The sequence below is a fragment of the Tsukamurella sp. USMM236 genome (assembly GCF_037148755.1).
In the GTDB taxonomy this organism is placed as follows: domain Bacteria; phylum Actinomycetota; class Actinomycetes; order Mycobacteriales; family Mycobacteriaceae; genus Tsukamurella.
In genome coordinates, this window is sequence record NZ_JBBCSS010000010.1 from 92,589 (window position 1) to 105,246 (window position 12,658).

Sequence of the window (12,658 nt, forward strand, 5' to 3'; positions counted from 1 at the left end):
GAAACAGTCTATGAACAGCGCATTTCACGCCATGCGCGGCACGCATGGCTGTCGCGATCGCCCCTCACTCCGACTGGAGCGGGGCGATGCCATCGCGACGGACTCTCAGCGGCGGGTGACGATGCGGTGGATGAGGCGGGCGGCGGTGCGGGCCGTGCGGTTGTCGACATCCAGCGACGGGTTGAGCTCGGCGACGTCGAGGAGGCGGAGCTTGCCGCTCGCGGCCACCACGTCGCACACCCGCGAGATCACCTCGAGCGGTACCCCCAGGCCCGCGGGCGCGGAGACGCCGGGGGCGACGGCCGCGGGCAGCACGTCGAGGTCGATCGTGAGGTAGAGCGCGTCGATCCCGCCGAGGAACTCCTGCACGAAGCGCTCCACGGCGGGCATCGACAGCACGCCGCACTCGTCGTCGAGCAGGTACCGCACACCGAGGCGCTCGGCCTCGTCGAACAGCGCTCGGGTGTTGCCCGGCTGCGAGATCCCCACGACGGCGTAGTCGAGTCGTCGCCCGAGGGACGCCTCCCGCTCCGCCATCTGCCGGAACGGAGTGCCGGAGCTGGGCCGCGGCGCGACACGAAGATCGAAGTGCGCGTCCAGGTTCAGGACGCCGAGGCGCGCGCCGTCGGCGACGAGCCGCGAGTCCGCGATGCCGAGATAGCTGCCGTAGGCGACCTCGTGGCCGCCGCCGAGGACCACCGGGAGACCGCCGTCGTCGAGCACCGACGTCACCTCCGCGCCGAGCCGCGCCTGCCCCGCCTCGAGATCGTCGTCGCCGGTGACGACCACGTCGCCGAGGTCGGTGATCCCCGGATCGGCTGCGAGCGCGAGCGTTCCGAGGGCGCCGCGCAGCGCGGCCGGGCCCGCGGCGGCGCCGGGCCGGCCGAGGTTGCGCACCACGCCGGCGTCGCTCGCGAAGCCGATCAGCGCGGTCGCTCCTGGGACCGGGCCGGAAGCCATCGCGGAGTGCCAGCGCCGGTGCTCCGCGCCGGGACCGTCGTCGCGCCCCGTCCAGGCCGACGGTGCCCGGTCCGTCATCGCTCGACTCCGGCCGAGAACACCCGGGAGACCAGCGGCACGCCGGGCCGGTAGGCCAGGTGCAGGTGCGACGGGGCGTCGAGCACCGTCAGGTCGGCCCGCATGCCGACGCGCACGGCCCCGACGTCGGTGCGCCGCAGCGCGGCCGCGCCGCCGGCGGTGGCGGCCCATACGGCCTCGTCCGGGCTCATGTGCATCTCCCGCACCGCGAGCGCGATGCAGAACGGGATGCTCGTGGTGTAGCTCGTGCCCGGGTTGCAGTCGGCCGCCAGGGCGACGGTGACGCCCGCGTCGAGCAGCGCCCGCGCGTCGGGGTACTTGTTGCGGGTGCTGAAGTCCGCGCCCGGCAACAGCGTCGCCACGGTGCTCCCGCCCGCGAGGGCCTCGACGTCGGCGTCGGTGGTGTAGGTGACGTGATCCACCGAGGCGGCGCCCAGCTCGACCGCGAGCCGCACGCCCGCGCCGTACGAGAGCTGGTTGCCGTGCACGCGCGGCACCAGTCCCGCGGCCATGCCGGCCGTGAGCACCGCGCGGGACTGCTCCTCCGTGAAGGCGCCCTCCTCGCAGAAGACGTCGATCCACTTCGCCCGGGGCGCGCATGCCGGGATCATCTCATCGACGACCATCGCTACGTAATCATCCTGCCGCCCCGCGTATTCGGGCGGCGCGACGTGCGCGGCGAGCAGCGTCACCTCGTCGGAGACGCCCGCCGCCACGTCCAGGCTCCGCGACTCGTCGCGTACCGTCTGGCCGTACCCGGTCTTGATCTCCAGCGTGGTCGTGCCCTGCGCCCGCGCCTCGGCCGCGAGCCGGGCGGCGTTGGCCGACAGCGCCTCGTCGGAGGCGGCACGGGTCGCGGCGATCGTGGTGCGGATGCCGCCGGCGCCGTACGCTGCGCCGGTCATCCGGGCCGCGAACTCCTCCGCCCGGTCGCCGCCGAAGACGGTGTGCGAGTGGCTGTCCACGAACCCCGGGAGCACCGCGCGGCCCTCGACATCGATGCGCGTGCCCGCGGCACCGTCGGGCACGCGGGCCGACGGGCCGACCCACTGGACGGCACCGTCGCCGATGACGACGGCGGCGTCGCGGATCAGCCCGAGCCGCCCCTCCCCCGCCTCGGGGTCATTGGTGACGAGCGAGCCGATGCCGTCGACGACGGTCCAGCCGGACGACATCAGTTCTCCTGCATGGGGATGCGGACGCCGCGCTCGCGGGCGACCTCGTTCGCGTACTCGTAGCCCGCGTCGGCGTGGCGGATCACGCCCATGCCCGGGTCGTTGGTGAGCACCCGCTCCAGCTTCTGCGCCGCGAGTGCGGTGCCGTCGGCGATGCACACCTGGCCGGCGTGGATCGAGCGGCCCATGCCGACGCCGCCGCCGTGGTGGATGGACACCCAGGACGCACCCGACGAGGTGTTGACCAGCGCATTGAGCAGGGGCCAGTCGGCGACGGCGTCGGTGCCGTCGGCCATGGCCTCGGTCTCGCGGTACGGCGAGGCGACGGAGCCGGAGTCGAGGTGGTCGCGGCCGATGGCCAGGGGGCCGATCTCGCCCGCGGCGACCATCTCGTTGAACTTGACGCCGGCGCGGTGCCGCTCGCCGTAGCCGAGCCAGCAGATGCGGGCGGGCAGGCCCTCGAAATGCACCTTCTCGCCGGCCATGGTGATCCACCGCTTGAGGTGCTCGTTCTCGGGGAAGAGCTCGAGGATCGCCTTGTCGGTCTTGGCGATGTCCTCGGGGTCGCCGGAGAGCGCGGCCCAGCGGAACGGGCCGAGGCCCTCCTCGAACAGCGGGCGGATGTAGGCGGGCACGAAGCCGGGGAACTCGAAGGCGCGGTCGTAGCCGCCCTTACGCGCCTCGTCGCGGATCGAATTGCCGTAGTCGAAGACCTCGGCGCCGGCGTCCTTGAACCCGACCATCGCCTCGACGTGCGCGGCCATCGACTTCTGCGACTCCTCGGTGAAGTACGCGGCGTCCTTCTCCGCCATCTTCTGCCAGTCCTCGACCGCGATGCCGACGGGCAGGTAGGACAGCGGGTCGTGCGCGGAGGTCTGGTCGGTGACGATGTCGATCGGGGCCTTGCGCGCGAGCAGCTCCGGGAACACCTCGGCGGCGTTGCCCACCAGGCCGATCGACAGCGGCTCGCGGGCGTTGCGCTTGGCGATCGCCAGCTCCAGCGCCTCGTCGAGGGTGGCGGCCTTGGTGTCCAGGTAGCCGTGGGCGATGCGGCGATCGATGCGCGACTCGTCGACGTCGACGCAGATCGCGACACCGTCGTTCATGGTGACCGCGAGGGGCTGCGCGCCGCCCATGCCGCCCACGCCGGCCGTGAGGGTGATGGTGCCCGCGAGGGTGCCGCCGAAGCGCTTGCGTGCGACGGCGCCGAAGGTCTCGTAGGTGCCCTGCAGGATGCCCTGGCTGCCGATGTAGATCCACGAGCCGGCCGTCATCTGGCCGTACATCATCAGGCCCTCGGCCTCGAGGTGCCGGAAGTGCTCCCAGTTCGCCCAGTCGCCCACCAGGTTCGAGTTGGCGAGCAGCACGCGCGGCGCCCACTCGTTCGTGCGGAAGACGCCGACGGGCTTGCCGGACTGGACCAGCAGGGTCTCGTCGTCGGCGAGGGTTTTAAGGGTGGCCACGATGGCGTCGAAGGCCGCCCAGCTGCGGGCGGCGCGGCCGGTGCCGCCGTAGACCACGAGGTCGTCCGGGCGCTCCGCCACCTCGGGGTCGAGGTTGTTCATGAGCATGCGCATCGCGCCCTCCTGCTGCCAGCCGCGGCAGGAGAGCTCGAGGCCGTGCGGGGCGCGCACGGGACGGGCGCCGGCGGAGAAGTCGTGAGTCATGGAGGCGAGTCCTCTCGAGGGGACGGAAGTGCTGTCGTGATCCATGACACACGGCATCCACCCACTGCGGCCAGGCACGGCACCGTCATGTCTCGCATCCGAGACACCATCTGCGGGCGGCCCGCCGGGTAGTGTGCTCACCGAGGAGGTTCGACGGTGACGATTGCGGACACGGAGGTCGCTTCGCTCTATCGTGCGCAGCGACTCCCCGGACCGGCGTACCGCCGCCTCAAGGATCTCGTCGTGGAGCAGATCGCCAGCGGGCACTGGACCGAGGGCCAGCAGCTGCCCGCGGAGACCCTGCTCGCCACGTCGCTCGGCCTGTCCCGGATGACGGTGAACCGCGCGCTGCGCGAGCTGACCGCGGAGGGCCTCGTCGTGCGCACCGCCGGCGTCGGGTCGTTCGTCGCGAAGCCGAAGGCGAGTTCCGCCCTGTTCGAGGTGCACTCCATCGCCGACGAGGTGGCGGCGCGCGGGCACCGGCACCGCGCCGAAGTGCGCACCCTGACAGCGGAATCCGCGGATCCGCGCACCGCTGCGGACCTCGACGTCCCCGAGGGCGCCGACGTCTTCCACTCGGTGCTGGTGCACTTCGAGGACGACCGGGCGATCCAGCTCGAGGACCGCCTCGTGGTCGCCGCGGAGGTGCCGAACTACCTGCGACAGGACTTCACCCGCCGCACTCCGCACGACTACCTCATGGAGATCGCCCCGCTCATGCGCGGCGAGCACGTCGTGGAGGCGGTCACGCCGACCGCGGAACAGCGCCGGTTGCTGCAGCTCGGCGAGAACGAGGCGGGCCTGATGATCCGGCGGCGCACCTGGTCCCGCGACCGCGTCGTCTCGGTCGCCCGACTCCTGCACCCCGGCACCCGGTACCGGCTCGAGGGCGTCTTCGACGCGTAGCCGCGGCTACTCCGGCGCGCGCCCGGAGATCCGGGCCGTCAGCCGGGCCGCGCCCTCCCGCAGTACCTCCCCGACGGTGCCGGGCTCGGGCAGGGCCAGGTGCCGGCGCCACGTGGTCGAGAGCGCCGCGACCGGGTGCCCGCTGTGGTCGAAGACCGCCGCGCCCACGGACCGCAGACCCGGGGAGACGTCCTCCACCTCGTCGGCCCAGCCCCGCTCGCGCGTCTCCGCGAGGAGTCGCCGCAGCTCCGCGAGCGAGCGCGGTCCGCGGCCGGTGCGGCTCACCAGCGCCGACGAGCGCGTGTACAGCGCCGCCACCTGCGCGTCGGGGAGGGCGGCCAGGATCGCGCGGCCGTTGGCGGTGAGGTGCGCCGGCAGCCGCACGCCGACGTCGGTGATGAGCGAGACCTCGGCCGCCGGGCCCGACGAGGGCCGCTCCTTGAGCAGGTACAGCGTCTCATTGCCGTGCAGCACGCCCAGGTGCACGGCCTGCCCCAGCTGGATGGCCAGCCGGTGCAGGATCGGCTGCGCGAGGCGCTCCAGCGGGGCGTGCCGCAGGTAGGCGGAACCGATCTCGAAGGCCGTGACGCCCAGCCCGTAGCCCTGCTGCTCGGGCAGGTGCACCACGAAGCCGCGGTCCTGCAGCACCGTCAGGATGTGGTACACCGACGACCGCGGCAGGTCGAGCTCCCGCGCCAGGACGGCCGCCGACACCGGCCCCGGCTTTCCGGCCAGGAGCAGCAGGATGTCGAGGGCGCGGCCCACCGCGGGCGAGGCGCTCATGCCCCGACACTCACTCCGCCGCCGGCCCCTCGGCGACCGACTCCTCGGCCGACGGGGGCCGCACCGCGTCCGGCCCCTCCGTCAGGAGGGTGGTGAAGCCGTCCTCATCGAGGATCTGCACGCCCAGCTGCTCCGCCTTGTCGGCCTTGGAACCGGGCGCGTCACCGATCACGACGAAGGCCGTCTTCCTCGAGACGCTTCCCGCGGCCTTGCCGCCGCGCACCAGGATCGCCTCCTTGGCCTCGTCTCGCGAGTAGTTCTGGAGCGACCCGGTGACCACGATGGACAGGCCCTCGAGGGTGCGCTGCACCGACTCGTCCCGCTCGTCCTCGAGGCGCACGCCGGCGGCGCGCCACTTCTCGACGATCTCGCGGTGCCAGTCGACGGTGAACCAGTCGATCACGGCCTCGGCGATCGTGCGCCCCACCCCGTCGACCTCGGCGAGCCGGTCGACGTCGGCCTCCGCGATCGCGTCGAGGCTGCCGAACTCCTGCGCGAGGGCACGGGCGGCCGACGGACCCACGTGCCGGATGGACAGGCCAACGAGGACGCGCCACAGCGGCTTGTTCTTGGCCACATCGAGATTGGTGAGCAGGCGCAGCGCGTTCGCCGAGAGGGTGCCGCCGTCGTTGGTGAACAGCGGGACCTGCAGCAGGCTTTCCTCGGTGAGCCCGAAGACGTCGCCCTCGTTGTGCAGCACCGGCGAGGCGGTGAGCGCGGAGGCCGCCTCGTAGCCCAGCCCCTCGATGTCGAAGCACGTGCGCCCGGCGAGGTAGAAGAGCCGTTCGCGGAGCTGGGCCGGGCAGGTCTCCGTGTTGGGGCACCGGATGTCGGCGTCGCCCTCCTTCGAGGGGGCGAGGGTAGCCCCGCACTCCGGGCAGGTGACGGGCATGACGAAAGCCCGCTCCGAGCCGTCCCGCAGGTCCACGACCGGCCCGAGGACCTCGGGGATCACGTCGCCCGCCTTGCGGATGGTGACCGTGTCGCCGATCAGCACACCCTTGCGCTCCACCTCGGAGGGGTTGTGCAGCGTCGCGAACTCGACGGTCGAGCCCGCGACGGTGACCGGCGCCATGTAGGCGTACGGCGTGACCCGGCCGGTGCGGCCCACGTTGACGCGGATGTCGAGCAGCTTCGTGGTCACCTCCTCCGGCGGGTACTTGTAGGCGATGGCCCAGCGCGGCGCGCGCGAGGTGGCGCCGAGGCGGCGCTGCAGCGTGATCTCGTCGACCTTCACCACGAGGCCGTCGATCTCGTGCTCCGGGTCGTGCCGGTGCTCGCCCCAGTAGAAGACGCGCTCCACCACCGCGTCGGCACCCGATACCTGCTTCGTATGGGCCGACACGGGAAGCCCCCAGGCCGCGAGCGCGCGGTACGCGTCGTGCAGCGACGACGGCGACCACTCCCCCTGGATCCGGCCCAGCCCGTGGCAGATCATTCCGAGCTGCCGCCGGGACGTGATCTGCGGGTTCTTCTGGCGCAGCGACCCGGCGGCGGAGTTGCGGGGATTGGCGAAGGGCGGCTTGCCCTCCGCGACGAGACCGGCGTTGAGCTCCTCGAAGTCGGCGAGGCGGAAGAAGACCTCGCCGCGCACCTCGAGCACCTCGGGGATCGGGAACTCGTCCGACGGGGTGAGCACGTGCGGCACGTCCCGCAGGGTGCGCGCATTGAGCGTGACGTCCTCGCCGGTGCGGCCGTCCCCGCGGGTGGCTCCGCGGACCAGGGAGCCTTTCTCGTACACCAGGTTCAGGGCGACGCCGTCGATCTTCAGCTCGGTGAGGAAGACGACCTCGCCGCCGACGTCCTTCTGCACGCGGGCGATCCAGTCGCGCAGCTCGCCCTCGTCGAAGACGTTGTCGAGGCTCATCATCCGCTCGAGGTGGTCGACCGCGGTGAACTCCGTGGAGAAGCCGCCGCCCACCAGCTTGGTGGGTGAGTCCGCGACGGCGAGCTCCGGGAACGCCGTCTCCATCTCCTGCAGGCGGCGCAGCAGCGCGTCGAACTCCCCGTCGGACAGCACGGGCGCGTCCTGCACGTAGTACCGGAACTGGTGCCCGCGCACCTCCTCCGCGAGTTCCTGCCATGCGCGGCGGTCGTCCTCGGTCAGCTCCTTCGACATGCCCTGAAGATTAGTCGCTGGCACTGACGAGTCGTCGCGGCTCCACGCCGGTCGGCGCTCCTGTCGTCAGCCGGCCGCGGTCAATCGGCCGCGGTCAGTCGGCCGCTGCGCCGACGGCGTCGGCCAGCCGGCGGAGGTACTCGCCGGCGGCGGCCTCGTCGGAGTCGACCGCGGGGTACAGCACGTCGGTGACGCCGGCCTCGCCCCAGCGGGCCAGCCGGTCCCCGTCGGGACGGCCGTCGAGCGCGACGATGCGGGGCGCACCGTCGCGCTCGTGCTCCCGCCACACCTCGGCGAGCCGGCGGGCGGCGTCGGTGATCCCCCGGTCCTGCGGGGTGGTGATCCAACCGTCGGCGTTCTTCGCGATCCAGGTGAAGTTCTTGTCGGTGGCGCCCGCACCGACGAGCACGGGCACCGATCCGGCCGGCTTGGGCCACGCCCAGCTGGGACCGAAGGAGACGAACTCGCCGTCGTACTGCGCCTCCTCGTCGCGCCACAGCGCGCGCATCGCTTCGAGGTACTCGCGGAGCATGGTCCGGCGCCGACCGGCGGGCACACCGTGGTCCGCGAGCTCGTCGAGGTTCCAGCCGAAGCCGACGCCGAGCGCGACCCTCCCGTTCGAGAGGTGGTCGACGGTGGCGATCGTCTTGGCGAGCGTGATCGGATCGGCCTGCACGGGAAGGGCGACGGCCGTCGCGAGCTCGATCCGCTCGGTCACCGCGGCCGCGGCCGCCAGCGTCGTCCACGGGTCGAGGGTGCGGAGGTAGCGGTCGTCGGGAAGCTCCGCGGTGCCGGTGCCAGGGTGCGCCGCGTCGCGCCGGGTGGGGATGTGGCCGTGCTCCGGCACGAAGTAGGACGAGAAACCCGCCGCCTCGATCAGCGGCGCGAGCCGCTGGGGCGTCAAGCCCCGGTCGGAGGTGAACTGAACGATTCCCGTGCGTACGCCGTGTTCCCGCATCATCGAATTAGAACATGTTTCAATCCGAGAACGCACAGAAGTCCGATGGATTCACCACGACGACGTCCATCCTCGACAGAGTGTCAATCGGAGAAAACGTGACACCAGTCACGTTTTGCGTTAACGTCCTGTCCCGGAAGATACACGTTGTCGCCACCATTGACCTGGGTAGTTTCAAGAACAAGGAAACCCACATGATGATCGGGAAATCTTCTGCTTCGCCGGACCTGCAGCCGAACCGCGCCACTCGCCGCGCGACCCGCGCCGCCAGTCATCGGATGAATCGGCGCACCTCGGCATGGCGAACCGGCCTCGTCGCCGCGGCGGCGACCACCGCGCTCATCGGCACCGTGGGTGCGCCGATGGCGACAGCAGCGCCCGGTGCCTCGGCCGCCGCCGCGGCCGCCCGGACCGCGAGCCAGCAGGGCGACATCATCATCGGCGGCGTCAACCTCCGCGACTACGGCATCGACATCACCAAGCTGACCGGCGAGAATCCCGACCTCAGTGGGATCGACGTCCAGAAGTTGCTCACGCTCCTCGACAATTCCGCCGTCGCGACGATCGTCGCGTCGTGCCGGACGGGCGGGCTCGGCACGGGAGGCGGCGGGTCCGGCACCGATTGCAGCGGGTCCACCGGCACCGGCGCAGCGATCGTGCTCCCCGGGAGGGTGGACCTCGCCGCCGTCGCCGATCAGATCACGATCAACCTCGGCCCGGACAAGTGGATCGTCATCGCCACCATCCCCCTCGGCGAGCAGACCCCCTTCGGCATCCTGAGCGCACTGTCCGTCAAGCCGACGGGCCTGATGGCGATCGGCCTCGGCGCGATCGGCCTCAAGGACATGGATCCCACCGCGATCGGGCGGTACAAGACCCTCGCCGACGTCGCCGCGGCCGCCGCGCTGCCGTACAAGCCGGTCCAGGAGCGCTACTGCGAGAGCGGAGCCACGATCATCTGCTGGGGCGGCTGGAAGTACCGCACGGTCGACGGCAACCTCGCGACGCGCACCGAGGCACTGAGGATCGCCGGGCAGCTGTCCGGCCGCACCTACGACTACACGAAGCCGACGGTGCTCGAGTTCAGCCCCGGCCCGTCCGGCTCGTCGACGATCCTCGGCAGCGGCTACTCGTTCGCCCTCTCGCGCTACGGCGGCACCGCGATCGCGGAGACGAGGAACAAGCTCGCCCTCGCGCTCGCCGGCGCGGACGGGGCCGGCGCGACGTCGCAGGCCACCGCGAGCCTCGGCCTCGCCCTGGCGCTCAACATGAACACGAGCACGCTGGGGCTGGACTGGTTCGGCTCCCCCTTGAACTTCGACAAGATCAAGAATTCGAAGGTGCTCGACCTGCTGGCGCAGTTCAACATGCTGCCGGCGGGGGTCGACATCACATCCATCACCAGCGCGATGGAGCTCGCGCAGAACCTGAAGCTCCCGGACCTCAAGGAGGTCAGTTGCCTCGGCGGTTCCACGTCCGCGTCGGCGTCCGGCCTCGGCGAGTGCTCCAACACGCTCGGCCTGTTCGACTACTACAAGGACCTGCGGGCCCCCACCGTCGGCCAGAGCCGGCAGACGTCGTGGGGCCTCACGGATCCCACCTCCCTGTTCCTCGGCAGCGGCAACCTGCTCAGCCGGGGACTCACGCCGGGCGCCCTGCAGGTGCTGACCGCTCTCGCGGGCGGTGACCTCAGCAAGGTCCCGCCGGCGGAGCTGGCCGCACTGCTCCAGAATCCAGTGGCCAAGGAGGTCCTGGATGCGCTGTTCTCCGAGGAGAAGCGGCTCAAGCTCACCAACGACTTCGTCCGCTTCACCCAGGAGGTCACCACCACCGAGACGGGCAGCACCACGCGGTACCTGCTCACCAGCGACTACGGCCTCCGCGCGCCGATCACCGTGGACTGGCTGGGATACCGTCTCACCGTGTTCCCGGCCGCCGAGGTCAACGGCACGATGCGTCCGAACTACCTCGGCCTGCCCACCATCACCCGGATCGACGGTGCCGCGCCCAGCCTGCTCCCCAGCGTCGGACTGATCGAGCTGGCCAATCCGTTCGGCCTCGGCACCGTGCCGATCATGCCGTTCGCGCCCTTCACCGCCCTCGACAGCTGGATCAAGAGCGTGACCATCAAGGACGACGTCGAGCGGATCGGCACGCTCATCCCGCTGGCGCAGCAGGCGCTCGGCGGCGGAAAGCCGGCCGCTGAGAAGCCCTCCGCGCCCGAGGCCCCGGTCGTGGCCGCGGCGCTCGCGGCCCCGGCCGACGACGCCCAGGAGACCGTGGTGACCTCCGGCGGCGCGTCCGCGGATCCCGCCACCGCGGCGGGGTCCGGGTCGACGGGCACCCCTGCCGTCGAGGCGTCCGAGACGGTTGCTCCCGACGCCCCGTCGACCGGATCCACGGCGTCGCCGGAGACGGAGACGTCTCCGGAGCCCGCCGCCGAGGCGCCCGCGACGGCGGCGGCGGAAGCCACCGTCGAGCCGGAGGCGGACACTGTCGACACCGACGCCCTGGAGACCGCCGACGCGGCCTGATCGGGACTGAACGCGCGGATGGGGCATGCCGCCGAGCGCTACGCTCGGCGGCATGCCCCATCCGATCATGTTCTCCGACGACGATCCGGCGCTCGCCCGGGTGCGAGAGATCGCGCTCGCGTTCCCGGAGGCGACCGAGAAGATCGCCCACGGACGCCCGACCTTCCGCTGCGGCAAGATGTTCGCGGTGTACGGCGGCGGCACGAAGAAGACCGCCACGCGGCCGCACGAGCAGCGCAACACCAGCGTGCTGTTCATCGCCGATCCCGCCGAACGCACCGCGCTCGAACAGGACGAGCGCTTCTACCTGCCGGCGTACATGGCGTCCGCGGGCTGGCTCGGCCTGGACCTGACGATCGGTGTCGTCGACTGGGACGAGGTGCACGAGCTGGTGGACGCGAGCTTCCGGCAGATCGCGCCGCAGCGCGCGATCGCCGCCCTCGACAAGGGCTGACGTCGGATCAGAGCTGCGGCCCCTGCTCCCGCAGGTCGTCGACGTCCTTCATGGCCTGCCGCAGCTGCCCGAGCCAGTCCTCCGTGTGCTCGCCGACGAGCCGCACGCACCAGGCCAGCGCGTCGGCGCGCGAACGCGCCACCCCGGCGTCGACGAGCGTGTCCAGCACCAGCCGCTCGGGCTGGCGCAGGCGGGTCATCACCGGCACCGCCTGGTGGGTGTAGAGGATCGTCTCGGATCCGGTGTCCACGCCCCAGGAGACGCGCCGCTGGTACCGCTCCTGCGCCTCGTCGGCGATCCGCATCCGCTGGTCGCGCGTCTCCTCGCGGAACCGCGCGGCGCGGCCCTCCCGCTGCGCGGTGGAATCCTCACCGCCGGCCGGCAGCGCGCCGACCACGACGATCTCCTCGCGGTCGACGGTGACCGTCGGCGGACCGTCGAACCAGCCCTCCGGGAGCCGTCCGGCGAACCATTCGCCCGCATCCTTCGCGTCCGGCGCCGCTCCGCGCGGCCCTCGTCCTGCCATCATGGGAGACCTCCTCAGTCGGTCCTGATTACATGATTACATGATTACTCAGACCGAGTGCGGCAGTCGAGAGGTATCGCCGAGAGCGAAACGCGCCTACCGGCGCGTGAGGGTGATCGAGGGCAGGCGCAGCTCGTCGCCCTGCAGGGTGGCGGTCTCGCTCGAACCGCCCCGATCGCGGAGCAGCACCTGGTCGCCGGTGACGGTGTACGTGCCGCCGTAGGCGTTGACCTGGCCGCGCAGGTCCTCCTCCCACGTCCCGTCGGCGGCGAGCCGGACGACCCAGTCGCCGTTCGCGTACGTGCCGGGGACGTGCGCGGGGATCGCCGCGGCCGACTGCGGGGGCGCCGAGGTGGAGGAGGACGCGGGGGCCGGGGTGGAGGCCGCGTCCGAGCCCGAGTTCGACGAGCATCCGGCGAGCGCGCCCGCGGCGATCAGGGCGACGACGAGGGCGGAGAAACGGTGCGATCCGGTCATAGCGGCACGATACCTTTGCGG

11 protein-coding genes are annotated in these 12,658 nt (G+C 71.8%); 3 read left to right on the forward strand and 8 right to left on the reverse strand.

Features of this window, described 5'->3' with window-relative positions:
- Positions 1-105: 105 nt before the first annotated feature.
- From hutG to hutU, 3 genes are read right to left on the reverse strand one after another with little or no spacing between them, the layout of a single operon-like run.
- Entirely contained in the window at positions 106-1,038 is a 933-nt protein-coding gene (hutG, locus tag WFK95_RS23390) for a formimidoylglutamase (protein WP_336672136.1), read from the reverse strand.
- Entirely contained in the window at positions 1,035-2,213 is a 1,179-nt protein-coding gene (hutI, locus tag WFK95_RS23395) for an imidazolonepropionase (protein ID WP_336672137.1), read from the reverse strand. The genes hutG and hutI overlap by 4 nt, the downstream gene beginning before the upstream one ends.
- Entirely contained in the window at positions 2,213-3,880 is a 1,668-nt protein-coding gene (hutU, locus tag WFK95_RS23400) for a urocanate hydratase (RefSeq protein ID WP_336672138.1), read from the reverse strand. Before hutU ends, hutI begins: the two co-directional genes overlap by 1 nt.
- A gap of 156 nt (positions 3,881-4,036) precedes the next feature.
- On the opposite strand from hutU, the gene hutC reads away from it, so the two are divergent.
- Positions 4,037-4,786, forward strand: coding sequence for a histidine utilization repressor (hutC, locus tag WFK95_RS23405; protein ID WP_336672139.1), 750 nt, complete (start codon positions 4,037-4,039; stop codon positions 4,784-4,786).
- A 6-nt stretch (positions 4,787-4,792) separates the two neighbouring features.
- Here hutC and WFK95_RS23410 read toward each other — a convergent pair whose 3' ends face one another.
- From WFK95_RS23410 to WFK95_RS23420, 3 genes are all read right to left on the reverse strand, one after another.
- On the reverse strand, positions 4,793-5,569 hold the full coding sequence (locus WFK95_RS23410) for an IclR family transcriptional regulator (protein WP_224651695.1): 777 nt from the start codon (positions 5,567-5,569) through the stop codon (positions 4,793-4,795).
- Positions 5,570-5,579: 10 nt separating this feature from the next.
- Positions 5,580-7,688 carry an NAD-dependent DNA ligase LigA gene (ligA, locus tag WFK95_RS23415; RefSeq protein ID WP_336672140.1) on the reverse strand — a complete coding sequence of 703 codons (2,109 nt, stop codon included), beginning with the start codon at positions 7,686-7,688 and terminating at the stop codon, positions 5,580-5,582.
- A gap of 94 nt (positions 7,689-7,782) precedes the next feature.
- A complete protein-coding gene (locus WFK95_RS23420; protein ID WP_336672141.1) occupies positions 7,783-8,646 on the reverse strand; it encodes a TIGR03619 family F420-dependent LLM class oxidoreductase in 864 nt (287 codons plus the stop codon).
- Between the two features lie 194 nt (positions 8,647-8,840).
- Here WFK95_RS23420 and WFK95_RS23425 point away from each other — a divergent pair, with 194 nt between their 5' ends.
- Positions 8,841-11,180 carry a hypothetical protein gene (locus tag WFK95_RS23425; RefSeq protein ID WP_336672142.1) on the forward strand — a complete coding sequence of 780 codons (2,340 nt, stop codon included), beginning with the start codon at positions 8,841-8,843 and terminating at the stop codon, positions 11,178-11,180.
- A gap of 52 nt (positions 11,181-11,232) precedes the next feature.
- The gene (locus WFK95_RS23430) at positions 11,233-11,634 is read left to right on the forward strand and encodes an MmcQ/YjbR family DNA-binding protein (protein WP_224651708.1); all 402 of its coding nucleotides are present in this window, start codon (positions 11,233-11,235) and stop codon (positions 11,632-11,634) included.
- A gap of 7 nt (positions 11,635-11,641) precedes the next feature.
- Here WFK95_RS23430 and WFK95_RS23435 read toward each other — a convergent pair whose 3' ends face one another.
- Together WFK95_RS23435 and WFK95_RS23440 are read right to left on the reverse strand one after the other, a co-directional pair.
- The gene (locus tag WFK95_RS23435) at positions 11,642-12,163 is read right to left on the reverse strand and encodes a hypothetical protein (protein ID WP_224651710.1); all 522 of its coding nucleotides are present in this window, start codon (positions 12,161-12,163) and stop codon (positions 11,642-11,644) included.
- 93 nt (positions 12,164-12,256) lie between these two features.
- Complete coding sequence (locus tag WFK95_RS23440; RefSeq protein WP_336672143.1) at positions 12,257-12,637, reverse strand: hypothetical protein; 381 nt, start codon at positions 12,635-12,637, stop codon at positions 12,257-12,259.
- Positions 12,638-12,658 lie beyond the last annotated feature (21 nt).

Coding starts and splice junctions, on each gene's coding strand:
- hutI (WP_336672137.1), bottom strand. CDS start 2,213: ATGTCGTCCGGCTGGACCGTCGTCGACGGCATCGGCTCGCTCGTCACC.
- WFK95_RS23430 (WP_224651708.1), top strand. CDS start 11,233: ATGCCCCATCCGATCATGTTCTCCGACGACGATCCGGCGCTCGCCCGG.
- hutG (WP_336672136.1), bottom strand. CDS start 1,038: ATGACGGACCGGGCACCGTCGGCCTGGACGGGGCGCGACGACGGTCCC.
- WFK95_RS23435 (WP_224651710.1), bottom strand. CDS start 12,163: ATGATGGCAGGACGAGGGCCGCGCGGAGCGGCGCCGGACGCGAAGGAT.
- hutU (WP_336672138.1), bottom strand. CDS start 3,880: ATGACTCACGACTTCTCCGCCGGCGCCCGTCCCGTGCGCGCCCCGCAC.
- WFK95_RS23420 (WP_336672141.1), bottom strand. CDS start 8,646: ATGCGGGAACACGGCGTACGCACGGGAATCGTTCAGTTCACCTCCGAC.
- ligA (WP_336672140.1), bottom strand. CDS start 7,688: ATGTCGAAGGAGCTGACCGAGGACGACCGCCGCGCATGGCAGGAACTC.
- WFK95_RS23410 (WP_224651695.1), bottom strand. CDS start 5,569: ATGAGCGCCTCGCCCGCGGTGGGCCGCGCCCTCGACATCCTGCTGCTC.
- WFK95_RS23425 (WP_336672142.1), top strand. CDS start 8,841: ATGATGATCGGGAAATCTTCTGCTTCGCCGGACCTGCAGCCGAACCGC.
- WFK95_RS23440 (WP_336672143.1), bottom strand. CDS start 12,637: ATGACCGGATCGCACCGTTTCTCCGCCCTCGTCGTCGCCCTGATCGCC.